Here is a 23,320-nt window from a genome sequence, read left to right on the forward strand (position 1 = left end):
GCCCCGAACGCCACCGCCCCGGCCCGGTGCATCGCGGCCAGCTCCCGGCCGAACCGTTCGGCCGCCTCCGCCGACGGCTCGCCCGGCTCGACCCAGTCCAGGGCCAGCAGCTCCGGCAACGCCACCACCACCTCGGGCACCGGGACCGCGTCGGCCGCCCGCAGCCAGCGCAGCCCGGCCGCCTCGCTGGCGAACAGGCCCGCCGGCAGCGGCCGGTGGGCCCGCTCGGGCCAGGTCTTGGCGAAGACCGAGTGCCCGTCGTCCAGGGTCAGCCGGGCGGCGGCGCAGCTGTCACCGCCGGAGACCGGCGTCTCGCGGATCCGCTGGTGGGTCAGGAAGGTGGGCAGGTGTTCCGGGTGCGCCCGCAGGTACGCCAGGTCCATCAGCGCAAGGTAACCCCTTCCGGCCCGCCGTGTCGGCGCTCGACCGTCGCGAACCGCGCAGACCTGCGACAACACTCTCCGCATTTGTGGATATCCGGAGTGTCGTCCACAGGGTCTGTCGCCACGACCCGGCGGATCGCAGGCTGCCCCCATGACCGCGACCGACCGCCCCCGGCTCACCGTCCGTTCGCCCGCCGACCTCATCGCCGCCGTGCCGTACCTGCTCGGCTTCCACCCCGCCGACAGCGTGGTCGTGGTGGCGATGCGGGGCCGGCGGATCGTCTTCGCCGCCCGCGCCGACCTGCCCGACCGGGGCACCGACCCCGGGCTGCCGGCCCGGCAGCTCGGTGACGTCCTCACCCGGCAGGACGCCGAGGCGGCCACCGTGCTCGGCTACGGCCCCGCCGACCGGGTCACCCCCACCGTCGACGCGGTACGCGACGCGCTCACCACGGCCGGGCTGGCCGTGCTGGACGCCCTGCGGGTCACCGACGGACGGTACTGGTCGTACCTCTGCGACGGGGAGGACTGCTGCCCGCCCGACGGCACCCCGTACGACGCGGGCACCAGCCAGGTCACCGCGACGGCGGTCTTCGCCGGCCAGGTGGCCCTGCCCGACCGGGCCGCGCTCGCCGCGCTGGTGACGCCCGGCGACGGGCGCGACGCGGCGGCGATGCGCCGGGCCGGTGTCCGGGCCGAGCGACGCCTGCTCACCCTGCTGGACCAGGCTCCCGCCGCCGACGTGCTGGATGGCCGGGCGGTGCGGGTCGCCGGGGTCGACGCGGTCCGGGGCGCACTGCGCCGGCACCGCCGGGGCGAGCGGTTGACCGACGACGAGGTGGCCTGGTTGACGCTGCTCCTGACCCATCTGCCCGTCCGCGATCATGCGTGGGAACGCACCGACGGGCGGGACGAGGACATCGACCTCTGGAGCGACGTGCTGCGCCGCGCCGAGGAGGAGTTGATCGCCGCGCCCGCCAGCCTGCTCGCCTTCGCGGCCTGGCGTGCCGGCCAGGGCGCGCTCGCCGCCGTGGCGCTGGAGCGGGTCCTGGCGGTCCACCCCGAGTACTCGCTGGCCCAGATTCTCGACGACCTGTTACGGCGGGGCGTGCCCCCGTCGGACCTGGACGGTTGGCCCGCCGTGGGTGAGCCCGGTCGAGTGGTACGCCGCAAACGACGCCGCCGTCCCCGCCAGGGCTGAGACCGCGGGCCACGGGGGCTGGACGCCGGTCAGGTGTGGCCGATGGTCCGAAGGTACGCCAGCGCCTGCGCCCACGATCGGGTCAGCGTGGTTTCGTGGTAGGCGATGTCGTGTTCGATGCAGAACTTGCGGACCAGTGGCTGGGCGCGGCGCAGGTTCGGTCGGGGCATGCTGGGGAAGAGGTGGTGTTCGATCTGGTAGTTGAGCCCACCGAGTAGTGCGTCGAGGATCGGGCCGCCTCGCACGTTGCGCGAGGTGAGGACCTGTCGGCGCAGATAGTCGAGATTGTCGGCCTCGGTCAGGATCGGCATGCCCTTGTGGTTGGGGGCGAAGGAGCAGCCGAGATAGAGGCCGAACACGCCCTGGTGGACCAGGATGAACACGATCGCCTGCGGGACGCCCAAGATCAGGAATACGGCCGTGATGTAGCCGGCGAGGTGCAGGGTGAGCAGGCCGGCCTCGGTGGGGCGGTGCCGGAGCCGATTGCCTCGTACCACCGCTCTGATGCTGTTGGCGTGCAGGTGCAGACCTTCGAGTAGTAGCAGCGGGAAGAAGAACATCGCCTGATGCCGGACGAACAGCGCCCCGAGGCCGCGCTGCGCTGCGGCCTGTGCCGGGGTGAACGACAGGGGCGCGTTCACGATGTCCGGGTCGTGGCCTTCGGTGTTCGGGTGGGCATGGTGGCGGTTGTGCTTTTCCACCCACCAGCCGTAACTGATCCCGGTTAGCAGGTTGCCGCACACCAGGCCGACCACGTCGTTCGCGCGGCGGGAGCGGAAGATCTGCCGATGCCCGGCGTCGTGACCGAGGAATGCCGTCTGAGCGAGAATCACCGCGAGAGTTGCGGCGACAGTCACCTGCCACCACGACTGCCCGAGCCGGACGAACACCACGCCCGTCACGCCGAGGCACCCAAGTAGCAGCGCTGAGCGTAAAGCGTAGCGACCGGGACGCCGGTTGAGCAGACCCGAGCCCCGCACGAGGCGGGACAGGTCGGCGTACTCACTGCCCCGCTCGCTGCGGACACCCAGATCCGTATCGCTCACCTTCGCCCACTCCTGCAAGCCGCGCCCGATCTCCTTGCCCGGCTCCACCGTCAGTGCTGCCGGGCAGTCGTGGGCGATTCACCCGTGCCACGGAGACTGACTGGGCGAACCGCTGCTCGTGGACTCAGTGTCGCTCACGGCTGCCGTCGGCACCGAGAAACGGCAATTCACCCCACGGCTGGGGCGCACATGGTGACCGTCCCAGGCAAATCTGCCGATTAGGTGCATGGCTTCAGCGGTCGAGCCCGACAATCAGGATCATGCGGGCGCGTTGGATTCCGAAGGCAGTCATGGCAGGCAAGAGAAACTCCGCCATCCGGCAGGCGCTCATCCTGGCCTTCGCGGCCGGGGCATTGACCGGGTCGGCGGGCGCGTTGACGCTGCGACGTCGCCGGCAGGAGGGCGGCTTACCGGCGGGCGGTGCCGCCGGCCATCTGACCGAGCCCTCCGGCCCGCCGCTGGGCGAACGGTTCGAAGGCCCCTCGCCGGGCTCGACGAGCATGCCAGCGGCACAGCACGGCTGACCAGGCAGCGCCTCGGGTCATCTCGGCCCGCGAGAGAGATGAGGCCACCCATGGCAGAACGTCCCAGCGGCAACCCGCGCGACGCGTCTGTCGACGCGCCAGTCGCAGAGCTGGTGCGGCGCGCCACCGAGCAGATCACCCGACTCGTGCGCGATGAGTTGATGATGGCGCGGGCGGAGATGACCGCGAAGGGCAAGCGCGCGGGCGTCGGCGTCGGTCTGCTCGGCGGCGGTGCCATGCTTGGTCTCTACGCCGGCGGCGCTGCCGTTGCCACAGTCATTCTGGCCCTGGCCGCTTTCATGCCCGCCACACTGGCCGCGCTGATCGTCACCGTGATCCTGGCCATCGCCGCCGCCATCGCGGCTCAACGCGGCAAGAAGCAGGTCACCAAAGCCATGCCGCCCACGCCAACGGCGACCAGGGACAGCGTACGCGCGGACACCGAGACCATACGCGGCGCAGCGAGTCGGAGGAAGCAATGAGCACGCCAGCGGGTAGCAGCGACCCGGACCAGACCCGACGCGACATCCAGCACACACGCGCGGAACTCGGCGACACCATCGCCGCCCTGGCCACCAAGACCGACGTCAGGACACGCCTGCGAACCAAGACCACCACCGCCTCCGACGAACTCCGGCAGCGCGTCACCCAGGCCGGCCAGTCAGCGAAGACTACGGCGGTTCAGAGGTCGGGCATGCTGAGCCAGAAGGCATCCCAGTACGCCACGTCCGTCAAGCAGAAGGCCCAGCAGGCGACCACCGCGATGCGCGGCTCGGCCGTGGGCGGTGCCCAGACCGCCGGTAAAGCCGGCTCGAACCTGGTCGCCTCCGCCCGCGGCGTGACCACCAGGATCGGTAGCTCGGTGCGCGCGAAGCCGAAGCCGGCCCTGGCCGCCGCCGGCGCCATCGCCACCCTCGCCGTCGTGGCCTACCGGCGCCGCCGGCCGAGGTGACCAGCCGGGTTTTACGAGGAGACACCCTGCCTGGCCGCGCTGTGGTCAGTTCCTTCGCAGGCAGAACTCGTTGCCGTCGGGATCGGCCAGCACGACGGTGCCATCGGCACCGACATCAAGGCGGGTAGCCCCGAGGGAAACCAGCCGATCGACCTCCGCCTGCTGGTCGCCACCGGTCGGGACGAGGTCGAAGCGCTGCCGATTCCACGCCTCTTTCGGGGCCACGGGCGGGCCTCCCCAGGCGACCTTGGTGCCGCCGTACGGTGACTGGATCGCGGTCTCCTGGTCCTGGTCCCACACCAGCGGCCAGCCCAGCGCCTCGCTCCAGAAGAGGCCGACCTCCCGGGTGCCGTCGCAGGCGAGTTCCCCGAGCAGGCCGCAGCCGGTGAGGAAGCCGTTGCCGGGCTCGATCACGCAGAACTCGTTGCCCTCGGGGTCGGCCAGGACGATGTGCCCCTCCTCGGGGCGCTGCCCGATGTCGAGGTGGCTGGCGCCGAGCGTAAGCGCCGTCGTCACCATGTGCTGCTGGTCGGCGGGGTCGGTGCTGGTCAGGTGGAGGTGCATGCGGTTCGGGCCCACCTTCTCCGTCCGGCTCGAAACGAACCGGAGGGCGAGCTGGGTGTCCCCACCGGGCAGCAGCGCGCCACCGGCGTCCTCGACGACCTCCCGGCCGAGCAGGTCGGCCCAGAACCGCGCCAGGCGGTCCGCGTCGTGCGCGTCGAAGGTCACTGCCAGCAGTCGAGAGAGCATTTCCGCACCGTAGACACGGCCCAGCCACCCGACAAGGCGTTTAGCCGGCGTCCGATTTGTCACCCGCCCGTGCTTGACCAACTTCACCTGCCGCGAATCGCGGTGTCCCCGCCCACGGACACCGCGATTCGCGGCAAATGGAGTACCGGCATCTTGCCGAACGGTTTCGGTGGGTAAGTGGTTGAGGTGGCCGCCAGCCCGTCCACCACCGACCCCGGCAACCGAGCAGACCAGGGCCAGGCTGGCCAGGTGGAGAGCCCTACCGGACGTACGACTGATCACCCTGGCCCTGCCCGGGCCGCGGGTCGGCGCACCCCAACCATGAGTTGGTGATCTGGAAGGGGCGTCCCGGTAGCCGTTCGAACCGCCGCAAGAAGCCCTGATGACGGTTCAGTTACCGGAGAAATTCACAGCAAGCCCCCAACATGCGTGGACGCCGCGCGGGTGTCCGTTCTTCAGGCAACACGAAGCAATGGCACCGAAAGTCTGGACAGCAAACCCACTCGCTCCTTAACGAAACCGAGTTGCTCCCGGGACTCTGCGGACCGGGAAGCTACCCGGACGCCACCCGGAAGTAGATGTTGCCCTTTGCGAATTCAGCGATCGCGTCGGTGATGCCGCCGGTGTATACCACGTCCCATTCGTTCACCAGCCTCTCGTCCTTCAGCGCTGACCGGATGAACGTCTCGAGGGCGCTGCGGCGGATAAGCGTGTCCTCGTCCGTGGCCACGCTCTCCCTTGCCATGTCGGCGACGAACCTCGCCTGGAGATCAGCGGCCTTCTCCCAGTTGATGACTCCGGAATTTTTGTCGGTCTCGTGGATGACGAAGTCCGTCAGCGACTTCGTCATCGATCGAACAATTTCCGCCGAGTCGGCAGAACGTGCATAGCGTCCCTGTCCGATTCCCTTCAGTAGGTCGCTCGCCTTTCCGATCGCCGGCCTGCCGGTCATCAGTTCGATCACCTCGGCCTTTTCGAAGTATTTTTCGATGCTCTCAGTGATTGGCTTGGCTGTCTGCAACATGTTTATCAGCGCTTCGGCCGGCAGTAGGTCGAAGACTTCGTACTGTACATCCTTGGGTAGGTCAGAAATGTAATCCTGGGGCATTTTCTGTCTTTTCGTAAGCGGGAAAGAAGGCTATTTGGCGACCGAAACGGGGTGGAGGTCCAGCTTGTTCGATCCGATCACTCCTTGACTTCGGAGACGGGGATCAGGTGTACGAAGGACCAGGTTACCCGCTCGGTCTTGGTTTTGATCTTGACGTCAAAAACCTCGAAGGTCTTCTCTACGTAAGCAAGGTGAGCAGTGGCGTCGACCAGTAACTTCACGTCGCTAACCTGTTTGCTGCGGCTGACGAAGATTCCGCTGCTCACCAGTGGCATGTTGGCGATAGAGATGTGTGGCACCTCGTGCAGAGGCGCCCCGGACATCTGTCCGCCGGCGCTCATGTCCACCAGGTCCTTGGGCTGGTTGTAGCGGGCGCCGTCGCCGCACGCAGCCATGCGGTAGTTGTGCTGAATTGCGACGTCACCCGAGATGTTTTCCACCCGCCAGTCCTCAATGGTGGAGCTGAAGGCACTCCCGATGACCATGCCGCTGCTCGCCCCGGTCGTCGGAACCGGGCCAAATGTGCCGAGGCTGAGATTGAGGTCGAGCTGGGAAGACGAGGAGATCGTCGCCGCGTCCATCGTTGTCTGCGGGCCGTCGATCTTGACGTAGTAGTGGGGCGAGTCGAGGCGGATGCTGATGTCGACGCCCTCCAGGTAGTAGCCGCGCTTGTCCTTCTTGTCGTGCGACATTTTGCCGCCGCGCCCTGCGGCAACGTCGGTTCCCTGAAAGTCGATACTGATGAAGGTGTTGTTTCTGAACTCTTCGAGTTGGGTGACCGTCGCATTCAGTCGAAGGCGAAGCGCAGCAACCTGGTCGGCGATCGGCTGTTCCTTGTACGCGTCAAGCGGGAACGATTTATCTGACATGCAGGTAATGATCTGCTAGATATTCGCTGGAATCAGTTACTGGGTAAACTTGGAGACTCTGTCGAGAGCCCGACAGGGAAACGTTGGCTCCGTGTCGCTGGATACCCAAGCCGAAGCCTCAACAGGCTCCTCACCGACCGTTGACCAGCTGATTCGCTGTCCTATTGCCGGTTTCGGGCGTACTCCGGTCGGCCCTCTGCCAGGGCAGACCTCGTGACCGGGGGTAGCCCCGGCCCCGGGATCGGGTCACGACGGCGGCCGGGGCACGCACGCGCCGGGCTGGCCGCCGCGAGGGGCCACGCGCGGTGGCGGAAGTTCCCCGTAGCGGTACCAGCGGCGGCAACTGTGTCGAGGTCGCCGACGACCTTTCCGGCGTCGTCGGCGTCCGCGACTCGAAGGACGCGGTCGGGCCGCGCTGGTCTTCTCCCCCGGAAGCCTGGCGGACGTTCGTCGCCCAGCTGGCCGAGCGCGGCTGACCGACCCCAGTCGTACCCAGCGCCCGTTCCCCTACCGGAACGGGCGCTTTGCTCTGCCTGGCGGCAGCCAGCCCCAGCGCGTTTTCGCAGGGAGCGGCGGGTGAGCAGGTGATCGGGTCAGTGGAGGATGCGGTGTGCGCCGGTGTACACGTTCATCGAGCGTCCGCGCAGGAACCCGACCAGCGTCATGCCCGCCTCCTCGGCCAGGTCGGCGGCGAGGGTGCTGGGGGCGGAGACCGCCGCGAGCAGGGGTACGCCCGCCATCCAGGCTTTCTGCGTCAGCTCGAAGCTGGCCCGGCCGGAGACCAGCAGCAGGTGCCCGGCCAGCGGTAGTCGCCGCTGCCGCACCGCCCAGCCGACGACCTTGTCGACGGCGTTGTGCCGGCCGACGTCCTCGCGCAGCACCACCAGCTCGCCGTCCGGCCCGAACAGTCCGGCCGCGTGCAGGCCGCCGGTCCGGTCGAAGACGCGCTGCGCCGCCCGTAGCCGGTCGGGCAGTTCGGCCAGCAGCGTCGCCGGCACGGTGAGCGGGTCGTCGGCGACGGCGAACCGGGACCGGGTCCGTACCGCGTCGATGCTGGCCTTCCCGCAGACCCCGCAGGCGCTGGTGGTGTGGAAGGTGCGCGTCGGGTCGGTGCTCGGCGCGGGGACGCCCGGGGCGAGCGCCACGTCCACCACGTTGTAGGTGTTCGGGGTCTCCGCCCCGGCGCAGAGCTGCGCGGTGTGCACGTCCTCGTCGGTGCGGATCAGCCCCTCGGTGAGCAGGAACCCGATGGCCAGGTCGAGGTCGTCGCCGGGGGTGCGCATGGTCACCGTCAGCGGGCGTCGCCGGCCCGGCCCGGCCGACCCGACCCGGATCTCCAGGGGCTCCTCGACCGCCATGCTGTCCGGTCGGCGCAGCGCCGCCCGCCCGTCGGCCGCGTCGAGGTCGATCCGGAGCACGCCCCGCCGGTCAGTCGCCCGTCCCATTCCGCCATCCTGCCCCGCTGGCCCGGCACCCCGCACGGCGACGCCCGCCGGATGAGGTCCGCGCCCGGCGAGGCTCGCGCGGCCCGGCCGCCGGGCAGTCGCGGATACGGTGGGCGGGTGACGGCGTACGCGGCGGTGGTGCTGACCGGTGGGGCGGCCCGCCGGATGGGCGGGCGGGACAAGCCCGGCGTGCCGGTCGGCGGCCGGCCGATGCGGGAACGGGTGCTCGCGGCGGTCGCCGACGCGAGCCCGCGCATCCTGGTCGGGCCGGCCAAAGCGGTCCCCGACGACGTGCTGGTGACCCGGGAGGAACCGCCGGGTGGTGGCCCGGTGGCCGCCGCCGCGGCCGGGCTCGCCCTGGTGCCCGCCGGTACGACCGTTGTCGCCCTGCTCGCCGCCGACCTTCCCCTGCTCACCCGGGACGCCGTCGCCATCCTGCTCGCCGCCCTGGATACGGACGAGAACGGGCCCGACGGGGTGTGTCTTCTCGACGACCGGGGACGCCGGCAGTCGCTGTGCGGGGTGTGGCGGACCGCAGCCCTGCGGGCTGCGCTGGACCGGCTGGCCGACCGCCGGGGCGGCACCCTCGGCGGCGCCGCCGTGCGGGAACTGCTCGCCGAGCTGACGGTTCGCGACCTGGCCTGGTCCGGTGGTGGTCCGCCGCCCTGGTTCGACTGCGACACTGACTCCGACGTACGCCGGGCGGAGGAGTGGACACGATGACGGTGCTGGACGACTGGGTCACGGCGGCCTGCGCGGAGCTGGGGCTCGACCCGGCGGACGTACCGGTGCCGCTGGTCCTCGACCTGGCCAGGGACGTCGCGCACCAGGTGTTGCGCCCGGGTGCCCCGGTCACCGCGTACCTGCTCGGGGTTGCCGTGGGGCGGGGCGCGGACCCGGCGGAGGTGACCGCCCGGCTGACCGGGTTGGCCGGTGCCTGGCCGGTGGAGCTGGGCGGCGACCGCCCGCAGTGAGCACGCCGGGCCGAGGGATGTCCGATCCCGGTCGCGGTGGACTCGTCCTGCGACCCGCCTGGGTAGGGTGGCCGGGACGGACGGAGGCGATCATGACGGCGGACCACCCCTCGATGCCGGCCAGTGATCAGACCGGCGCGGCGCCGGAGCATCACGAGTCGGTTCTGCTGGACGAGCCGACAACGGCCGACCTGCGGGCCAAGGTGACCGAGGCGTGGCGGGAGTTCGCCCGGGCGTTGGCCGAGCGGCTGCGTACGCTCCCGGTCGGGGCGCACCTCGAACTGACGCTCGACCCGACCGCGTCCGGCACCGGCGACGCCGTCTACTCGATCAGCGTGGAGATCGGCGAGGGGCGGATGGTGGCGCGGGCCGTGGGCAACGCCACCCTGCCGCAGGGGTACCGGCTGGACCGAGCCTCGGTGGCGGACATGATCGCGCTGGGCTGGTCACCCCCGGGGGTGCTGGCGGGCTCCGGGGAGGACTTCGGTCTGGAGGGCTCGACGGGGGACGCGACGAAGCTGGCCGCCCTGCTCTCCCGTACCCTGCGGGACGTCTACGGGACGCCGCATCCGGCGTTCCTCGTCTACCTGGTGCGCGACGCGGCGGGCGAACCGCTGCCCGCGGAGCCGCTCGGCACGGCACGCAGCGAGGTCGGCCCGGACCGCGACGTGGAGGCCGACCTGGAGGAGGCGTTGGCCGCTGCCGCGGCGTCGGCGGCGGACGCCGACGGGGACGTCATGGCGCTGGAGGATCGGGTGCGCACGGTCGTCTCGACCATGCTCAAATCCAAGTCCGACCAGCTCCAGGTCGACTCGGACGGTGACATCAACATCCGCGCCGGATCGGCCATGGTGTTCGTCCGGGTACGCGACAATCCGCCGCTGGTCGACGTCTTCTCCCCGGTGCTCACCGAGGTCGAACCCACCGAGCGGCTGTACGTGAAGCTCTCGGAGCTGACCAACCGGATGCCGATCGGCCGGCTCTACTGCGCGGACGACACCGTCTGGGCGTCCATTCCGGTCTTCGGCCGCAACTTCCAGGCCACCCACCTGATGCTGGCGGTGCAGGTGATGACGGGCCTGGCTGACGAGTTGGACGACCGGTTGCACGGCGAGTTCGGCGGCAAGCGGTTCTTCGTGGAGGGCGACAAGCCGAGCCGGCCGGCTGGGGAGTCCGGCCACCGGACGGGCATGTACCTCTGACGACCTCGTGCCCGGGCCGGCCGCGCCGGTCCGGGCGGTCGGCGGGTCAGCTCGTGGACGGCCCGACGCCGGGGGACTCGACCAGCCGGGACAGCACGATGGTGCTGCGGGTGGAGGTCACGAAGGATTCGGCGCGTAGCCGTTCCAGCGCCTCCTCCAGGTGGGAGATGTCGGCGGCCCGCAGGTGCACCAGGGCGTCGGCCTCGCCGGAGACGGTGTACGCGCCGACCACCTCGGGGTGCCGCCGGACGGCGACCCCGATCTGGGCGGGGGTGGTGCGGCCGGCGCAGAACAGCTCGACGAACGCCTCGGTGGTCCACCCCACGGCGGCCGGGTCGACCACGGTCGTGAAGCCCCGGATCACCCCGGTGGCGCGGAGCCGGTCGACCCGTCTCTTGACCGCCGGAGCGGACAGTGACACCCGGGTGCCGATGTCCGCGTACGACGCGCGGGCGTCTGCCACGAGCAGTGCAATGATTCGCTGGTCTACCGCGTCTATCTGCAACGTTCCGCCCTCGGAAAGCAAGATTTCTGGCTGTTACCAAACTTGTACGCTACCTACCCTTGGTCACCGTGAACCAGCAGCGAGTCCCGCGAAAGCGGACATATCTCATGTGCTCGCCCGAGCATTTCGCCGTCGAGTACGCGATCAACCCGTGGATGGACGTCACCACGCCCGTCGACGCGGAGCTGGCGGTCAAGCAGTGGGACCGGCTGCGGGAGACCCTGGTCGAACTGGGCCACGAGGTGCACCTGCTCACGCCCGAAGCCGGGCTGCCGGACATGGTGTTCGCCGCCAACGGCGCGTTCGTGGTGGACGGGACGGTCTACGGCGCCCGGTTCAAGCACGAGCAGCGGACCGCCGAGGCTGCCGCGCACCGCGCCTTCTACGAGTCGCAGGGCTGGCGGTTCATCGCGCCGGGCGAGACCAACGAGGGTGAGGGCGACTTCGCGTACCTGCCGGAGGCGTACGGCGGCCTCGTCCTGGCCGGTCACGGTTTCCGCACCGAGTTGGCGGCGCACGCCGAGGCGCAGGAGGCGCTCGCCCGTCCGGTGGTCTCGCTGCGCCTGGTGGATCCCCGCTTCTACCACCTCGACGTGGCACTCGCCTCGATCGACGACGGCAACATCGCCTACTACCCGGGGGCCTTCTCGTCGGCCAGCCAGCGGGTGCTGGCCCAACTCTTCCCCGACGCGGTGCTCGCCGACGACGCCGATGCCCTGGCCTTCGGCCTGAACCTGGTCAGCGACGGCCGCAACGTGGTGCTGAACAGCGATGCCAGCGGGTTGGCCGGCAAACTCCGGGCGGCCGGCTACCAGCCGGTCCCGGTCGAGCTGACCGAGCTGAAGAAGGGCGGCGGCAGCGTGAAGTGCTGCATCGCCGAGCTGCGCCACTGACCCCCGGCGGGTCGCCCCGTGCGGGCCGACCCGCCTTCGGCGGTGCCGGGTTCAGCCGAGCGTGGCAACCTCGTTGATCATGACGTTGGACAGCAGCCGTCCGTCGAGCTGGACGCTGCGCAGGTACCACTTCTGCTGCGGGGTGCGCGGCTGGTTGAACTGCCACACCCCGCGCGGGCTGTCGATCTGGCCGATCTTGCCGATGGCGAGGTTGAGCACCTGCGGACTCGGGTTCGGCCCGGCGATCCGGAGCGCCTTGTCGAGCACCTGTGCGGCGTCGTACGAGGCCATCGCATAGGTGGTGGGGGAGCTGCTGTACATCTTGCGGTACGCGGCGGCGAAGACCCGGTTGGCGGAGTTGTTCAGGTCGACCGAGTAGTTCGACACGGTGTGGATGCTGCCGGGCAGCAGGTTGTCGTCACCGTCGAGCAGCACCCCGCGTACCTCGTTGAGGACGTTGCCCTCGGTGAGGAAGCCCGGCGCGTAGAGCGGCCCCTGGTAGGCCGGCCGGTTGCGCCGCAGCTGCCGGATGAACTGGATCGCGGCGGGGCCGGCGAAGTGGCCGACCAGCGCGTCCGGGTCACGGTCGATCGCCTGCCGGATGTGGGGGGCGAAGTCGCTGTCCCCCGGGTTGGTCTTGGCCGTGGTCCAGATGGTCTCGTCGGCGATGCGCGGGTCGTCGTTGCCGAACGCCTGCCGGAAGCCCTGCACCACGTCGAGGCTGGCACTGCTCTCCGGGGCGATCACGGTGATCCGGCTGCCGGTCGGCATCCGTTCCTTCAGGTAGACGGCGAGGGCGCGACCCGGCTCGTCGAGCACGTACGAGGTGCGCCAGATGTAGACCACGCTCTGCAGGCTGACCGGGGAGGCGTTCGAGCCGACCAGTGGCACCTTGGCCTGCTCGACGATGTCCCGGATGCCGGAGATCACCGCCGGGTTGGCCACGCCGGTGAGCGCGAGCACGCCCTGCTTGAGCAGGTCGTTGACGGCGGCCTGCCCGGTCTTGGCGGTTTCGCCCTCGTCCCGCTTCTCCAGGGTCACCGGGTGGCCGCCGAGGTGCTGGTTGTTCAGCGCGAGGTAGAGCTCGAAGCCGTTGGTGATCTCCTGTCCGACGGCTTTGCCGGCACCGTTCTCCGGAGCGATGAGACCGATCTTGATGCGGTTGCGCTCTGGCACCGCATCGCTGTCCGCGTCGTCGCTGCCGCAGCCGGCGACCAGCCCGGCGGTACCGAGCGTGGTCATGAGCTGGAGGGCCCGCCTGCGGTTCATCTGGAACACCGAAATCCTTCCGGGAGCGGTTGCCGGGCGTCACCGCCCCCCGGCGTTCTACCTGCTCGGCGACGCTGCGTCAATGGCTAGTGATCTTTGTGCAAGGACTGCAACGCATCCCTGACCTGCGACCATGCCGTCGATTCCGGATCAATGATTCCAAAGTGCTCACATTCCGGCATTTCACCGAAGGTCACCTCACCGCCCGCCGCCCGGGCGGCGGCCACGTAGCGTCGGCTGAGCACGATCGGCACCTGCTCGTCCCGCAGACCATGCAGGATCACGGTGCGTACCGGCGGAGGCACCAATGACCGTGGATCGGCTACCGCGTACCGCTCGGGGTGCGCGGCCGGGCCGCCGCCGAGCAGCGCCGCCACCGCACCCGAGTCCAGGTCCAGCCGGTACGCCTCGGCCAGGTCGGCCACCGGAGCCAGCGCCAGCACCCCGCGTACGCCGTCCGGGGCGTGCGCGGCGACGAACAGCGCGAGGTGCCCGCCGGCCGAGTGGCCGAGCAGCAGCGGCGGCCCGGGTGCGACCCGCCCGGGCAGCGCGCCGGCGGCCAGGCCGGGCAGCGCCCTCACCCCGGCCAGCGCGTCCGTCAGGGTGCCCGGCCAGCCGCCGCCCGGCTGGCCGGTGCGCCGGTACTCCAGTTGCGCGACCGGCCAGCCGAGCCCGGCCAACGCCGCCGCCATCGGACCGGTGTGGGCGCGGTCGTACTCGGCCCGCCAGAAGCCGCCGTGCAGGATCGCGAGCAGTGGCCGGGGCGGGCCGTCGCCGGCCGGCCGGCGCAGGTCGACGACCTGGTCGGGGTGGTCGCCGTAGGCGACCGTCAGGTCGGGCGGCGGGGCCGGGCGGGTGAGTACGGCGCGCGGGTCGGCGGGCATGTCGGCGACGGTACCGATCGGCGGCCGACGGAGGTGACCGGTCCCACCTCGTGCGGCTCGCGAGGGTGGGTAAAGATGGGTGTCATGACCGATGCGCACTCCGCTGGACAGAACGACGAGCCGGGCCGCGACAACGCCGGCCACTCGGGCACCGTGGTGGTGGTCGGGCCGGACGGCCGGCCGGTCGGCACGATGCAGACCGACGAGACGACCGGCGAGGATCCGACCCGCCTGGTCGAGCAGCCGGCCAAGGTGATGCGGATCGGCAGCATGATCAAACAGCTGCTGGAGGAGGTCAAGGCCGCTCCGTTGGACGACGCCAGCCGGCACCGGCTGCGGGAGATCCACCAGCGGTCCATCGTCGAACTCAAGGAAGGGCTCGCCCCCGAGCTGCGCGAGGAGCTGGAGCGGATCTCACTGCCGTTCACCGAGGAGAACGCGCCGAGCGAAGGCGAGCTGCGCATCGCCCACGCGCAGCTGGTCGGCTGGCTGGAAGGGCTGTTCCACGGCATCCAGGCGGCGCTGGTCGCCCAGCAGATGGCCGCCCGGGTGCAGCTGGAGCAGATGCGCTCGGGCCGGCAGGCGCTGCCCAGCGGCCCCGGCGGCGGCATGATTCCCGGGATGCCGGGGATGGGCCAGGCGCCGGGCGGCGAGCACAACACCGGCCAGTACCTCTGACCGGCGCTCCGGGGACGTCGGCCACGCCGGCGCCCCCGGGGCCTGCTCAGTCCAACCCGAAGACCTTCTCCAGGTACGCCGCCACCCCGTCGACGGTGTTCGCGCCGGTGACCTCGTCGGCGATGGCCAGGACGGCGGGATGCGCGTTGGCCACCGCGACCGCCCGGCCCGCCCAGGTCAGCATGGGCAGGTCGTTGGGCATGTCACCGAAGGCCAGCACATCCTGTTCGGACACCCCGAGCCGTTCGGCGTACCAGGCGAGCCCGGCCGCCTTGGTCACCCCGGCGGCGGAGATCTCCACCAGCCCGCTGTACGACGAGTGGGTGGCCTCGGCCAGGCCCTCCAACGCCCCGGCCACCAACCGCACGAAGGCGTCCGGGTCCTGCTCGCCGGCCCGGGCCAGCAGCTTCACCGCCGGCACCGAGTGCAACTCCTCCGGTGACAAGACGGCCCGGATGGCGTCATGGTCGGCGTCCCAGCGCAGCGGGTAGTGCGCCTCGTGCCGCATCTGCCGGCTGTCCACGATCTCGACCGCGAAACTCACCTCCGGCACCGCCGCGCGCAGCCGCCGGGCCACCTCGGCGAGGAGGTCCGGGGCGAGCGGGTCGGCCCGCAGCACCTCGTCGGCGACCGGGTCGTACACCACGGCGCCGTTGGCGCAGATCGCCGGGAGCGGGGCGGCGAGCTGGTCGTACACGAGTTGGAGCCAGCGGATCGGACGGCCGGTGACCAGCACGACCGGCGTGCCCCGCGCGGAGATCTCGGCCAACACGGCGGCGGTCCGGGCGCTGAGCGTGCGGTCGTCGGCGAGCAGGGTGCCGTCGATGTCGGTGGCGACAAGTCGGGGTGGGACTGCCATCAACGGGAGAGTAGTCGGTCCAGGTAGACCGCGACGCCGTCGTCGTCGTTGCGCAGAGTGATCTCGTCGGCGGCGGTCCGGACGTCCGGGTGGGCGTTCGACACCGCCACCCGCGCCCAGCCTGCCCAGGCGAACATCGGCAGGTCGTTCGGCTGGTCGCCGAAGACCAGCACGTCCGCCGGGTCGACGCCGAGCCGCTCGGCGACCACGCTGAGCCCGGTGGCCTTGTCCACCCCCGGTGGGCTGATCTCGACGAACCCCAGGCCGGCCTGGGTCAGCGTGGCCACCTCCGGCGAAATGATCCGGCGGGCCACCGCGAGCAGCTCGTCCACGTGGTGGTCGGCGGTCCGCGCGAACGCCTTGATCACGTCGCCGGAGAGGCACTCCGCCCGGCTGCGTGCCTCGAACCGGTCCTGGTACGGCCAGCTCGGGTGGTAGTCGCCCCACAGCGGCGCGTCGTGCTCGTCGGACGCCTCGACCATCACGGTCAGCGGGCCCGCGACGGCCTCCAGTTCGGCCACGATCGTGGCCAGCACCGCACCCGGCAGGCGCTCGTCCCGGAGCACCACCGGGCCGGCCGGGTCGCTCTGGTCGACCACGCAGCCGCCGCCGGCCATCACCAGGAAGTCGGCGGCGCGGATGTCGTTTCGGGTCAGTTCCGCCAGGCGGGGACCGCGACCGGTGGCGCCCACCACCGGGATGCCGGCGGCCCGCACCCGGTCGAGCACCTCGTGGGTGTACGCGGAAACGGTCTCGTCGCTGCGGACGAGCGTCCCGTCGAGGTCGGTGGCGATCAGCTTGGGCAGGCCCGGGCGGGTCATCGTTCCTCCTTCGCCCGCCGCCGTCGCAGCCAGCCGTTCTCGGTCGTCGGTGCCTCGACCGGAGTTGACGGCGGGCAGCAAACGTACCTCGTGGAACCGGTCGCAACCATGACTTCCCGGCGAATCGGATGCCAAGCCGAGGTGACCGGATCCGTACCCTCCGCGATGTCGCCGCCAGGTGTGTCGGGCACGACACGCGAAGCGGGCGGCGAGGTCGGTCGCCGCCCGCTGCCGTTTCGGTTAGCGTCGGGGAATGCCTATTCGTACCGCTTCCGCAAGCTGGCAGGGCAACCTCACCGAGGGTGCCGGAACCGTCCGCACCGGCAAGGGCGGCCTGACCGGTAACTACTCCTTCAAGTCCCGTTTCGAGGAGGGCGAGGGAACCAACCCCGAGGAGCTGGTCGGTGCCGCGCACGCCGGTTGCTTCTCGATGGCGCTGTCCAAGCAGCTGGCCGACGCCGGCGCCACCGACACCTCGGTCGACACCACCGCCAAGGTGCACTTCGACAAGACCGACGCCGGAATGACCGTGACCCGGATCGACCTGGAGACCGTCGGTCGGGTGCCGGGCATGGACGCTGCCCAGTTCACCAAGCTCGCCGAGGCCGCCAAGGAGGGATGCCCGATCTCGCGGCTGCTCTCCCCGGGGGCCGAGATCACCCTGGACGCGCGACTCGCCTCCTGACCCGTTCCGTACCGCGCCGCCCGGCCCGCCCCTCGGGCGGATCGGGCGGCCCCGGCCGGGGCCGCGCCGCTGCCGTTCGGGCCGGGGTCGGGGACAATGGGCGGCGTGCCGGTGGAGATGAGCCGTGAGCGCTTCGAGGAACTGGTCGGCGAGGCCCTGGACGAGGTGCCCGAGGAACTGCTCGGCCTGATGAACAACGTGGTCATCCTGGTGGAGGACCATCCACCTCCCGGGGAGGACCTACTCGGCCTCTACGAGGGGCACGCCCTCACCGAGCGCGGGTGGGACTACTCCGGCGTGCTGCCGGACCGGATCTTCATCTACCGTCACCCGATTTTGCGGATCTGCGACACCGAGGACGACGTGGTCGACGAGGTGGCGGTGACCGTGGTGCACGAGATCGCCCACCACTTCGGCATCGACGACGAGCGGCTGCACGCCCTGGGCTGGGGCTGACCGTCCATCCGGCCGTTGTTCGCTGTTGTGCCCACTGCCTACCGTGGGGAGGCACCACGGCAACCAGGAGGAATCCCATGCGCAGCGCGCTGTTCTCTGCGGAGAACCTTGAGAAGGAGTCCGCCCAGCCCGGCATGCGGCTCCAGAGTTCCAAGATGCTCAAGATCGAGCTCAATGGCGAGGCAATGGCCCGCGTCGGCTCGATGGTGGCCTATCAGGGCCACGTGCAGTTCCAGGCCCTCGGCTCCGGTGGGCTCGGCAAGTTCATCAAGCAGCGGCTCACCGGTGAGGGTGTGCCGCTGATGAAGCTCACCGGCCAGGGTGACGTCTTCCTCGCCGACCTGGCCAAGGACGTACACGTCATCGACCTGGAGCCGGGCGACGCCCTCTCCATCAACGGCTCCAGCGTGCTGGCCTTCGACTCGACCCTGTCGTACGACATCAAGATGGTCGGCGGTGCCGGCATGGCCTCGTCGTCCGGCCTGTTCAACTGCGTCTTCACCGGCCACGGCCGGATCGCCATCACCACCAATGGCACCCCGGTGGTGCTCAACGTCGACGCCCCCACCTACGTCGACCCGCAGGCCGCGGTCTGCTGGTCGGCCAACCTCCAGACCGGCTACCACCGGGCCGAGCAGCTGGGCCTGGGCACGCTGCTCGGCCGCAGCACCGGCGAGGCGTTCACGATGAGCTTCGCCGGCCAGGGTTTCGTGGTGGTCCAGCCGTCAGAGGAGCCGCCGGTCGCCGGCAGCGGCGCCCAGCAGCAACAGGGCGGCCTGCTCGGCGGTCTGCTCAGCTGAGCCGCGGTGGGGCGCCCGACCGGGCGCCCCACCGCCGGTCAGCTCAGTTCGCCCGCCCGCAGCCGGGCGATCCAGGCCGCGGCGTCGGTGTAGTCGGCCTCGGAGAGCCCGGCCGGTGCGGGGACCGGCCGTTCGCCCGCCGCGTCGGCCCAGCGGTGCCGGGGGTACGACCCCAGGAAGCGCACGTCGGCGCAGACCCGGCGCAGCCCCTGCAACGCCTCGCCCATCCGGACGTCCGCCACGTGCCCGGTGCAGTCGAGGAAGAAGACGTACCGGCCCAGTGCCTCGCCGGTGGGCCGGGACTCGATCCGGGTCAGGTTGACCCCGCGTACGGCCAGTTCCATCAGCACCGACAGCAGCGCGCCCACCCGGTCGTGGGCGATGTACACGGCCAGCGAGGTGACGTCGTCGCCGGTGGGCGGCGGCGGCGGCGGGCCGGGCCGGGACAGCAGCGCGAAGCGGGTCACCGCTTCCTGGTGGTCGGCGATCTTGTCGGCGAGGACGGTCAGCCGGTGCCGGTTGGCCCCGATCGGGGCGCAGATCGCCGCGTCGTGGTCGCCGGCCGCCGCACCGGCCGCCGCCGCGCCGTTGGAGAGCACGTCGACCACAGTCGCGTCGGGCAGGTGGTCGCGCAGCCAGTTGCGGCACTGGGTGGACGCCTGCGGGTGGGCGGCGACGTCGCGTACCGAGTCCAGGGTGATGCCGGGACGGGCGGCGAGCACGAACTCCACCGGCAGGATCACCTCGCGGGTGATCACCAGCGGTGCCCCCTCGGCCAACTCGTCCAGGGTCACCCCGACCGCGCCGCCGATCGAGTTCTCCAACGGCACCAGCGCCGCGTCGGCCTCTCCGGCCCGTACGCAGTCCAGCGCCTCGCCGACGCTGCGGGCCGGCGTACGGCTGCCGTGCTCGGCGGCGGGGATGGTGCGCAGCGCCTGCTCGGCGAAGGTGCCTTCGGGGCCGAGGTAGACGAAACGGGTCGGCGGTGTACCGGGCATGCCGCCCAGCCTACGCACCCGGCAGGGCGTCGTCGCAGGCCAACGTCCGGATGGCCGGTGGCGCGGTGGCCCGTACCTCGATCGAGCAGACATCCGTCCCGGCGGTGACGAGGCGCAACGCGGTCGGCTCCCCCCGGGTGACGGCCTGGAGTTCCTCGTGCCCGGTGACCGCGAGCACGGTGTACTGCCAGCCGTCGGCGCAGAGCGGCCCCTTGGTGGCCCGCACCGCCACGTCGCGGGGAAGCACGTGTCCGCGCAGCAGCCGGATCACCCGGTCGGCCGGGGGGCGACCCTGGCAGGGTGCGGCGGCCGGGGCCGGGGTGGAACCGGCCGGCGCACCGGGGGTGGGCAGGAGCCCTGGCCCTGTGGTGCCGGTCGGCACCCCCTGGGGGTAGCCGGGGAGTGCCGTCGCCGGCGAGCCGCCCGGTGCTGCGGCCGTGGGCACGCCGTTGGCCGGGGGGACCGCGGATGCACCGGCGGTGGCCGGCGTACGCAGATCCGGTGAGGCCGACGGGGCGGCGGCTCCGCGGCTGGGTGGGGTGGCGCAGGCGGTCAGCCCCAGGGCGGCGAGCAACGCGCCGGCGAGGGCCAACCGGCGCGGCGGGGTACGGTGCGGTGCGTCAGGCGGCACGGACCGGTCCTCGGGGGGTAGAGGCTCTTCGGCGTCGAGACGGATCGTGGTGGCCGTGGTGGCCGCTGCCATCGTAGGAGGGCCGGCGGGCATCGGGGAAGGTCAGCGCAGGACGCGGTGCCCGGCGCGTTCCAGGGCGGCGGTCGCCTCGGCGAGTCGTACCGCGGGAACCAGCACGTGATCGGTGTCGTACGTGGAGAAGGCCACCACGTTGACGCGGGCCTCGGCGAGCGGGGTGACCAGCGCGGCAAGGGTGCCGGTGACCGCGCCGTCGGCCGGCTCGACGAGGCGCAGGCACCGCCAGTCCGTCTCCACGGCCGCCTGGACGGGAGCCCGGTCGCCCGGGCAGATGACCGAGATTCCGTTCGCGGTCCAGCTCACGGTCACCACCTCGGTGTCGCTCGGTTCGGCGGGCAGCCCGGCCGGCAGCGGGGTGCCGGCGGGTAGTCGGCACACCACGTACTCACCCGGAAGCAGAGCGAGATCGAGCATGGGGGCACCTTACGATGCCGGCGACGGTCGCCGCAGCACCCGGAACCGCGGCCGCACCGCGCGGGCGCGGTTCAGAGGTGGGAGAGGTGGCACCGCGCGGGCGCGGTTCAGACCTGGGAGAGTCGGTACCGCGCGGCGCGGTTCAGACCTCGGAGAAGAAGGTGAGTGAGCCGGCCACCGTGCCGCCGGTCAGCACGGGGGTGGAGATGGCGTCGACGGTGGCGTCGGGCGTGTTCCCGCCGGCGGCTCGAACCCGCAGCAGGCCGCGGGCCAGCCGCCCGGAGTGCAGCGCGAGCAGCGGCGGAATCTTGTCGGACTCCTGCTCGGTCAGTTCCCCGCGAGCTGCGGTGAAGTCGAGCAGCCGTAGGCCACCCGCCAGCAGCGGTCGGCCGATCACATCCTCCGGGTCGCCCAGGCAGAGCAGCCGGCAGCCCGCGGTGGAGATGGCCACCACCCGGGTCTCGGCGTCGATCAGCAGGCACGGCTCGTCGGCGTGGCTGACCGTGGCGGACCACTGACCGACGTTGTCGGACTCCTGCTCCGGTGGCGTCCGCGAGGCTGGCGCGAACACTTCCGAGAGCGAGAGTTCGACGTGGGCCACCGCGCCTCCTAGGTACACCGACGGTCTGTCCACGCTAGCCGGTTCTCGTGGCAGCCGTCTGCTCGCGCTCCGGCCACCGGCGTCGGCGAGATCGGGGTCACCCGGACCGACCGGACGGCCGGCGACGGCGCGGACCGACCGGCTCCCTCCGTGGGACCGGGCCCACGTGGCGTCGCCGGTGACGTTACCGGCGGGCGGCCGGCTTGTCAGCGGCCGTTCGGCCCTCGTCGTACCACCGGTAGTCGGCGGCTGGACGGTACGTGCCGTTGAGCCAGGTCTGGGGCTGCTGGGCGATCCGGGACAGCTTCTCGGCGGTGGCCGGGCTGATCCGGTTGCCACCGGCGACCAGAAGGCGGTCCAGCTCCCGGTGGGTCGCCATGAGGCAGTCCTTCGGCAGGCCGTAGACGCTGATGACGCCGGAGCCGACGAAGGTCAGCACCGGCGTCACCGGAATCGGCAGGCCGACGGCTTCCGAGAGCGCCCTGCTCGCCCGCTTGGCGTCCCGCCGTGCCTCGGCCACGTAGGGCGGGCGCTTGCCGTTGATCTGGACCACGTCGCCGGCCACCAGCACCCGGGCCCGGCCGTGGTCGGCGATGGTCACCGCGAAGAGCCCACTGGGGCCGATGGCGAGGAAGCCGGCCCGGTCGTCCTGGCCGCGGCCGAGGAGCGCGTCGGTGGGGTCGGTGCGCGGCCACTCGATGACGTGCCAGGAGGGGCCCAGGTGGTCGAGCTGCCCGAGGGCCCGTGCGCCGGCTGCCTCCAGCCGGCGGGCGCCCCGCTCGGCCCGTCGGCGACGGGCCCACTCCAGCGGGCTCGGACGGGCCGGCTGGAGCGCCGAGGGCGCCTCTGTCCGGGGCTGCGGCACCGTCACGGGCGGCAGTGCCCGGGTGGGTACGGCTCGACGAGCGGGAAAGACAGTCATCGCGACCTCCGGCAAAAGGTCCCTCGAAGTTATGTCCTCACTACCCTACGTCGCCATCCCGGGGGTACGGCAAGTTGGAGCGCCGGAATGAGTGCGGATGAATGCCATATTCATCCACCGTTCTTCCCGCGGACACTCCTCGCACCTGTCCTACGCTGCGAGGGTGACCCACTACGTGGACAGCGAGGTCGGTCGGCTCGGCACGGTGCTCCTGCACCGACCGGGGCCCGAACTCGCCCGGCTCACCCCTCGCAACAACGACTCGTTGCTCTTCGACGCTATCCCATGGGTGGGACGAGCGCAGGAGGAGCACGACGCCTTCGCCGCCGCACTGCGTGACCGGGGCGTCGAGGTCCTCTACCTCGCCACGCTCCTGGCCGAGACCCTGGCCGTCCCCGAGGCCCGCGCCGAACTCACCGAGCAGGTGCTCCGCTCGCCCCGGCTCGGCGACACGCTGCGCCGTCGGGTCGCCGACCACCTCACCTACCTCGATCCCGCCGCCCTCGCCGACGTGCTCATCGCCGGGCTCGCCCACGAGGAGATGAGGATCAGTCCCGAGCGCCCCGGCGGTCTGGTGTGGACGCTGATGGACCGCCACGACTTCGTCATCGATCCGCTGCCCAACCTGCTGTTCACCCGTGACTCGTCGCTGTGGATCGGCGACCGGGTCGGGGTCACCAGCCTTGCCATGCTGGCACGGCGGCGGGAGAGCACGCTCACCGACGCGGTGTACCGGTACCACCCGCGCTTCGTCGGCACCGAGTTCGTCTACCACCCGGAACTGGAGCACCTGGAAGGCGGCGACGTGCTGTTGCTCGCCCCCGGTGTGCTCGCCGTGGGGGTCGGCGAGCGGACCACCCCGGCCGGTGCCGAGCGACTTGCCCGGCAGGTCTTCGCCGCCGGCCTGGCGCACACCATCCTGGTGGTGCCGATCGCCCAGAAACGCGCCACCATGCACCTGGACACGGTCTGCACCATGGTCGACGTCGACACCGTGCTGATGTACCCGAACATCGCCAGCACGCTGTCGGCGTACACGGTCGTCGCCGGGCCGGGCGGCGAACCGCAGGTGGACGGTCCCGCGCCGTTCCTGCGCGCCGCCGCCGACGCGATGGACATCGACCAGCTCCGGGTGATCGACACCGGCCTGGACCCGGTGACCGCCGAGCGCGAGCAGTGGGACGACGGCAACAACACTCTCGCGCTGGCACCCCGGCTCTGCGTCGGCTACGAGCGCAACGTGGAGACGAACGCGCAGCTCGAACGGGCCGGCATCGAGGTCATCCCGATTGCCGGCTCGGAGCTGGGCTCCGGCCGGGGCGGCCCGCGCTGCATGTCCTGCCCGCTGGTCCGCGAACCCCTGCCCCCCACC

Annotated in this window: 29 protein-coding genes and 1 pseudogene; 14 read left to right on the forward strand and 16 right to left on the reverse strand. The window is 71.2% G+C overall.

What is annotated here, in order from left to right; translation table 11 throughout:
• The coding region (locus E1182_RS16640; protein WP_207921423.1) for a fructosamine kinase family protein at nucleotides 1-383 on the reverse strand (383 nt) is incomplete at its 3' end.
• A gap of 151 nt (nucleotides 384-534) precedes the next feature.
• Here E1182_RS16640 and E1182_RS16645 point away from each other — a divergent pair.
• On the forward strand, nucleotides 535-1,584 hold the full coding sequence (locus E1182_RS16645; RefSeq protein WP_132265974.1) for a DUF4192 domain-containing protein: 1,050 nt from the start codon (nucleotides 535-537) through the stop codon (nucleotides 1,582-1,584).
• Nucleotides 1,585-1,613: 29 nt separating this feature from the next.
• Here E1182_RS16645 and E1182_RS16650 read toward each other — a convergent pair whose 3' ends face one another.
• A complete protein-coding gene (locus E1182_RS16650) occupies nucleotides 1,614-2,630 on the reverse strand; it encodes an acyl-CoA desaturase (RefSeq protein WP_132265976.1) in 1,017 nt (338 codons plus the stop codon).
• 290 nt (nucleotides 2,631-2,920) lie between these two features.
• Here E1182_RS16650 and E1182_RS16655 point away from each other — a divergent pair, with 290 nt between their 5' ends.
• From E1182_RS16655 to E1182_RS16665, 3 genes are read left to right on the forward strand one after another with little or no spacing between them, the layout of a single operon-like run.
• Nucleotides 2,921-3,154 carry a hypothetical protein gene (locus tag E1182_RS16655; protein WP_132265979.1) on the forward strand — a complete coding sequence of 78 codons (234 nt, stop codon included), beginning with the start codon at nucleotides 2,921-2,923 and terminating at the stop codon, nucleotides 3,152-3,154.
• A gap of 50 nt (nucleotides 3,155-3,204) precedes the next feature.
• A complete protein-coding gene (locus E1182_RS16660) occupies nucleotides 3,205-3,636 on the forward strand; it encodes a phage holin family protein (RefSeq protein ID WP_132265981.1) in 432 nt (143 codons plus the stop codon).
• Nucleotides 3,633-4,106, forward strand: a complete 474-nt coding sequence (locus tag E1182_RS16665) for a DUF3618 domain-containing protein (protein WP_132265983.1) — start codon at nucleotides 3,633-3,635, stop codon at nucleotides 4,104-4,106. The genes E1182_RS16660 and E1182_RS16665 overlap by 4 nt, the downstream gene beginning before the upstream one ends.
• A 45-nt stretch (nucleotides 4,107-4,151) precedes the next feature.
• On the opposite strand, the gene E1182_RS16670 is transcribed toward E1182_RS16665, so the two are convergent.
• From E1182_RS16670 to E1182_RS16680, 3 genes are all read right to left on the reverse strand, one after another.
• Nucleotides 4,152-4,856 (reverse strand): VOC family protein, encoded by a 705-nt coding sequence (locus tag E1182_RS16670; protein WP_132265985.1) that lies wholly within the window; start codon nucleotides 4,854-4,856, stop codon nucleotides 4,152-4,154.
• 553 nt (nucleotides 4,857-5,409) lie between these two features.
• Nucleotides 5,410-5,964, reverse strand: a complete 555-nt coding sequence (locus tag E1182_RS16675) for a hypothetical protein (RefSeq protein WP_132265987.1) — start codon at nucleotides 5,962-5,964, stop codon at nucleotides 5,410-5,412.
• Between the two features lie 77 nt (nucleotides 5,965-6,041).
• Nucleotides 6,042-6,833 (reverse strand): hypothetical protein, encoded by a 792-nt coding sequence (locus E1182_RS16680; protein ID WP_132265989.1) that lies wholly within the window; start codon nucleotides 6,831-6,833, stop codon nucleotides 6,042-6,044.
• A gap of 279 nt (nucleotides 6,834-7,112) precedes the next feature.
• Between E1182_RS16680 and E1182_RS16685 the strand changes: the two are divergent.
• Nucleotides 7,113-7,309: pseudogene (locus E1182_RS16685) on the forward strand (DUF397 domain-containing protein).
• A 117-nt stretch (nucleotides 7,310-7,426) separates the two neighbouring features.
• On the opposite strand, the gene fdhD reads toward E1182_RS16685, so the two are convergent.
• Complete coding sequence (gene fdhD / locus E1182_RS16690; RefSeq protein WP_132265991.1) at nucleotides 7,427-8,278, reverse strand: formate dehydrogenase accessory sulfurtransferase FdhD; 852 nt, start codon at nucleotides 8,276-8,278, stop codon at nucleotides 7,427-7,429.
• Between the two features lie 117 nt (nucleotides 8,279-8,395).
• Between fdhD and E1182_RS16695 the strand changes: the two genes are divergently transcribed.
• The 3 genes from E1182_RS16695 to E1182_RS16705 all read left to right on the forward strand — a co-directional run bounded on the left by E1182_RS16695 (nucleotide 8,396) and on the right by E1182_RS16705 (nucleotide 10,454).
• Nucleotides 8,396-9,001 carry a molybdenum cofactor guanylyltransferase gene (locus tag E1182_RS16695; RefSeq protein ID WP_371687559.1) on the forward strand — a complete coding sequence of 202 codons (606 nt, stop codon included), beginning with the start codon at nucleotides 8,396-8,398 and terminating at the stop codon, nucleotides 8,999-9,001.
• The gene (locus tag E1182_RS16700; RefSeq protein ID WP_132265995.1) at nucleotides 8,998-9,252 is read left to right on the forward strand and encodes a DUF6457 domain-containing protein; all 255 of its coding nucleotides are present in this window, start codon (nucleotides 8,998-9,000) and stop codon (nucleotides 9,250-9,252) included. The genes E1182_RS16695 and E1182_RS16700 overlap by 4 nt, the downstream gene beginning before the upstream one ends.
• Nucleotides 9,253-9,344: 92 nt before the next feature.
• Nucleotides 9,345-10,454: a hypothetical protein gene (locus E1182_RS16705; protein WP_132265997.1), complete on the forward strand. Its 1,110-nt coding sequence runs from the start codon at nucleotides 9,345-9,347 to the stop codon at nucleotides 10,452-10,454.
• A 46-nt stretch (nucleotides 10,455-10,500) separates the two neighbouring features.
• Here E1182_RS16705 and E1182_RS16710 read toward each other — a convergent pair whose 3' ends face one another.
• The gene (locus tag E1182_RS16710; RefSeq protein ID WP_132266026.1) at nucleotides 10,501-10,959 is read right to left on the reverse strand and encodes an Lrp/AsnC family transcriptional regulator; all 459 of its coding nucleotides are present in this window, start codon (nucleotides 10,957-10,959) and stop codon (nucleotides 10,501-10,503) included.
• Nucleotides 10,960-11,018: 59 nt separating this feature from the next.
• On the opposite strand from E1182_RS16710, the gene ddaH reads away from it, so the two are divergent.
• Nucleotides 11,019-11,852, forward strand: coding sequence for a dimethylargininase (gene ddaH, locus E1182_RS16715; RefSeq protein ID WP_371687560.1), 834 nt, complete (start codon nucleotides 11,019-11,021; stop codon nucleotides 11,850-11,852).
• Nucleotides 11,853-11,903: 51 nt separating this feature from the next.
• Here ddaH and E1182_RS16720 read toward each other — a convergent pair whose 3' ends face one another.
• Both E1182_RS16720 and E1182_RS16725 read right to left on the reverse strand, forming a co-directional pair.
• Nucleotides 11,904-13,130 carry an ABC transporter substrate-binding protein gene (locus E1182_RS16720; protein WP_132265999.1) on the reverse strand — a complete coding sequence of 409 codons (1,227 nt, stop codon included), beginning with the start codon at nucleotides 13,128-13,130 and terminating at the stop codon, nucleotides 11,904-11,906.
• A 77-nt stretch (nucleotides 13,131-13,207) separates the two neighbouring features.
• Nucleotides 13,208-14,005: a S9 family peptidase gene (locus E1182_RS16725; RefSeq protein ID WP_132266001.1), complete on the reverse strand. Its 798-nt coding sequence runs from the start codon at nucleotides 14,003-14,005 to the stop codon at nucleotides 13,208-13,210.
• 75 nt (nucleotides 14,006-14,080) lie between these two features.
• On the opposite strand from E1182_RS16725, the gene E1182_RS16730 reads away from it, so the two are divergent.
• A complete protein-coding gene (locus E1182_RS16730; RefSeq protein ID WP_132266003.1) occupies nucleotides 14,081-14,683 on the forward strand; it encodes a bacterial proteasome activator family protein in 603 nt (200 codons plus the stop codon).
• Nucleotides 14,684-14,729: 46 nt separating this feature from the next.
• On the opposite strand, the gene E1182_RS16735 is transcribed toward E1182_RS16730, so the two are convergent.
• Nucleotides 14,730-15,542 carry an HAD family hydrolase gene (locus E1182_RS16735; protein ID WP_132266005.1) on the reverse strand — a complete coding sequence of 271 codons (813 nt, stop codon included), beginning with the start codon at nucleotides 15,540-15,542 and terminating at the stop codon, nucleotides 14,730-14,732.
• Nucleotides 15,542-16,363, reverse strand: a complete 822-nt coding sequence (locus E1182_RS16740) for an HAD family hydrolase (RefSeq protein WP_132266007.1) — start codon at nucleotides 16,361-16,363, stop codon at nucleotides 15,542-15,544. Before E1182_RS16740 ends, E1182_RS16735 begins: the two co-directional genes overlap by 1 nt.
• A 253-nt stretch (nucleotides 16,364-16,616) precedes the next feature.
• Between E1182_RS16740 and E1182_RS16745 the strand changes: the two genes are divergently transcribed.
• The 3 genes from E1182_RS16745 (at nucleotide 16,617) to E1182_RS16755 (ending at nucleotide 18,304) form a co-directional block, all read left to right on the forward strand.
• Nucleotides 16,617-17,048, forward strand: coding sequence for an OsmC family protein (locus E1182_RS16745; protein WP_132266009.1), 432 nt, complete (start codon nucleotides 16,617-16,619; stop codon nucleotides 17,046-17,048).
• Nucleotides 17,049-17,159: 111 nt separating this feature from the next.
• A complete protein-coding gene (locus tag E1182_RS16750) occupies nucleotides 17,160-17,504 on the forward strand; it encodes a metallopeptidase family protein (protein WP_207914334.1) in 345 nt (114 codons plus the stop codon).
• Between the two features lie 77 nt (nucleotides 17,505-17,581).
• Nucleotides 17,582-18,304 (forward strand): AIM24 family protein, encoded by a 723-nt coding sequence (locus E1182_RS16755; RefSeq protein WP_132266011.1) that lies wholly within the window; start codon nucleotides 17,582-17,584, stop codon nucleotides 18,302-18,304.
• A 38-nt stretch (nucleotides 18,305-18,342) separates the two neighbouring features.
• Here E1182_RS16755 and pheA read toward each other — a convergent pair whose 3' ends face one another.
• The 5 genes from pheA to E1182_RS16780 form a co-directional block, all read right to left on the reverse strand.
• Nucleotides 18,343-19,302: a prephenate dehydratase gene (pheA, locus tag E1182_RS16760; protein ID WP_132266014.1), complete on the reverse strand. Its 960-nt coding sequence runs from the start codon at nucleotides 19,300-19,302 to the stop codon at nucleotides 18,343-18,345.
• Nucleotides 19,303-19,312: 10 nt separating this feature from the next.
• Nucleotides 19,313-19,933, reverse strand: coding sequence for a hypothetical protein (locus tag E1182_RS16765; RefSeq protein ID WP_132266016.1), 621 nt, complete (start codon nucleotides 19,931-19,933; stop codon nucleotides 19,313-19,315).
• Between the two features lie 102 nt (nucleotides 19,934-20,035).
• On the reverse strand, nucleotides 20,036-20,425 hold the full coding sequence (locus E1182_RS16770) for an ACT domain-containing protein (protein ID WP_132266018.1): 390 nt from the start codon (nucleotides 20,423-20,425) through the stop codon (nucleotides 20,036-20,038).
• Between the two features lie 142 nt (nucleotides 20,426-20,567).
• Nucleotides 20,568-21,026 (reverse strand): PAS domain-containing protein, encoded by a 459-nt coding sequence (locus E1182_RS16775; protein WP_132266020.1) that lies wholly within the window; start codon nucleotides 21,024-21,026, stop codon nucleotides 20,568-20,570.
• A gap of 184 nt (nucleotides 21,027-21,210) precedes the next feature.
• On the reverse strand, nucleotides 21,211-21,948 hold the full coding sequence (locus tag E1182_RS16780) for a hypothetical protein (RefSeq protein WP_132266022.1): 738 nt from the start codon (nucleotides 21,946-21,948) through the stop codon (nucleotides 21,211-21,213).
• Nucleotides 21,949-22,111: 163 nt separating this feature from the next.
• Between E1182_RS16780 and E1182_RS16785 the strand changes: the two genes are divergently transcribed.
• Nucleotides 22,112-23,320, forward strand: a 1,209-nt coding sequence (locus E1182_RS16785; protein ID WP_132266024.1) for an arginine deiminase, incomplete at its 3' end; no start/stop codon positions are given.

Source organism: Micromonospora sp. KC721 (assembly GCF_004348355.1).
GTDB lineage: Bacteria > Actinomycetota > Actinomycetes > Mycobacteriales > Micromonosporaceae > Micromonospora.

What these genes read in the sequence shown, in the direction of transcription:
- E1182_RS16755 (WP_132266011.1), top strand. Translation starts at nt 17,582, where the DNA reads ATGCGCAGCGCGCTGTTCTCTGCGGAGAACCTTGAGAAGGAGTCCGCC.
- E1182_RS16645 (WP_132265974.1), top strand. Translation starts at nt 535, where the DNA reads ATGACCGCGACCGACCGCCCCCGGCTCACCGTCCGTTCGCCCGCCGAC.
- E1182_RS16705 (WP_132265997.1), top strand. Translation starts at nt 9,345, where the DNA reads ATGACGGCGGACCACCCCTCGATGCCGGCCAGTGATCAGACCGGCGCG.
- E1182_RS16700 (WP_132265995.1), top strand. Translation starts at nt 8,998, where the DNA reads ATGACGGTGCTGGACGACTGGGTCACGGCGGCCTGCGCGGAGCTGGGG.
- E1182_RS16780 (WP_132266022.1), bottom strand. Translation starts at nt 21,948, where the DNA reads ATGACTGTCTTTCCCGCTCGTCGAGCCGTACCCACCCGGGCACTGCCG.
- E1182_RS16770 (WP_132266018.1), bottom strand. Translation starts at nt 20,425, where the DNA reads ATGCTCGATCTCGCTCTGCTTCCGGGTGAGTACGTGGTGTGCCGACTA.
- E1182_RS16665 (WP_132265983.1), top strand. Translation starts at nt 3,633, where the DNA reads ATGAGCACGCCAGCGGGTAGCAGCGACCCGGACCAGACCCGACGCGAC.
- fdhD (WP_132265991.1), bottom strand. Translation starts at nt 8,278, where the DNA reads ATGGGACGGGCGACTGACCGGCGGGGCGTGCTCCGGATCGACCTCGAC.
- pheA (WP_132266014.1), bottom strand. Translation starts at nt 19,302, where the DNA reads ATGCCCGGTACACCGCCGACCCGTTTCGTCTACCTCGGCCCCGAAGGC.
- E1182_RS16680 (WP_132265989.1), bottom strand. Translation starts at nt 6,833, where the DNA reads ATGTCAGATAAATCGTTCCCGCTTGACGCGTACAAGGAACAGCCGATC.
- E1182_RS16655 (WP_132265979.1), top strand. Translation starts at nt 2,921, where the DNA reads ATGGCAGGCAAGAGAAACTCCGCCATCCGGCAGGCGCTCATCCTGGCC.
- E1182_RS16730 (WP_132266003.1), top strand. Translation starts at nt 14,081, where the DNA reads ATGGGTGTCATGACCGATGCGCACTCCGCTGGACAGAACGACGAGCCG.
- E1182_RS16675 (WP_132265987.1), bottom strand. Translation starts at nt 5,964, where the DNA reads ATGCCCCAGGATTACATTTCTGACCTACCCAAGGATGTACAGTACGAA.
- E1182_RS16740 (WP_132266007.1), bottom strand. Translation starts at nt 16,363, where the DNA reads ATGACCCGCCCGGGCCTGCCCAAGCTGATCGCCACCGACCTCGACGGG.
- E1182_RS16670 (WP_132265985.1), bottom strand. Translation starts at nt 4,856, where the DNA reads ATGCTCTCTCGACTGCTGGCAGTGACCTTCGACGCGCACGACGCGGAC.
- E1182_RS16735 (WP_132266005.1), bottom strand. Translation starts at nt 15,542, where the DNA reads ATGGCAGTCCCACCCCGACTTGTCGCCACCGACATCGACGGCACCCTG.
- E1182_RS16725 (WP_132266001.1), bottom strand. Translation starts at nt 14,005, where the DNA reads ATGCCCGCCGACCCGCGCGCCGTACTCACCCGCCCGGCCCCGCCGCCC.
- E1182_RS16660 (WP_132265981.1), top strand. Translation starts at nt 3,205, where the DNA reads ATGGCAGAACGTCCCAGCGGCAACCCGCGCGACGCGTCTGTCGACGCG.
- E1182_RS16745 (WP_132266009.1), top strand. Translation starts at nt 16,617, where the DNA reads ATGCCTATTCGTACCGCTTCCGCAAGCTGGCAGGGCAACCTCACCGAG.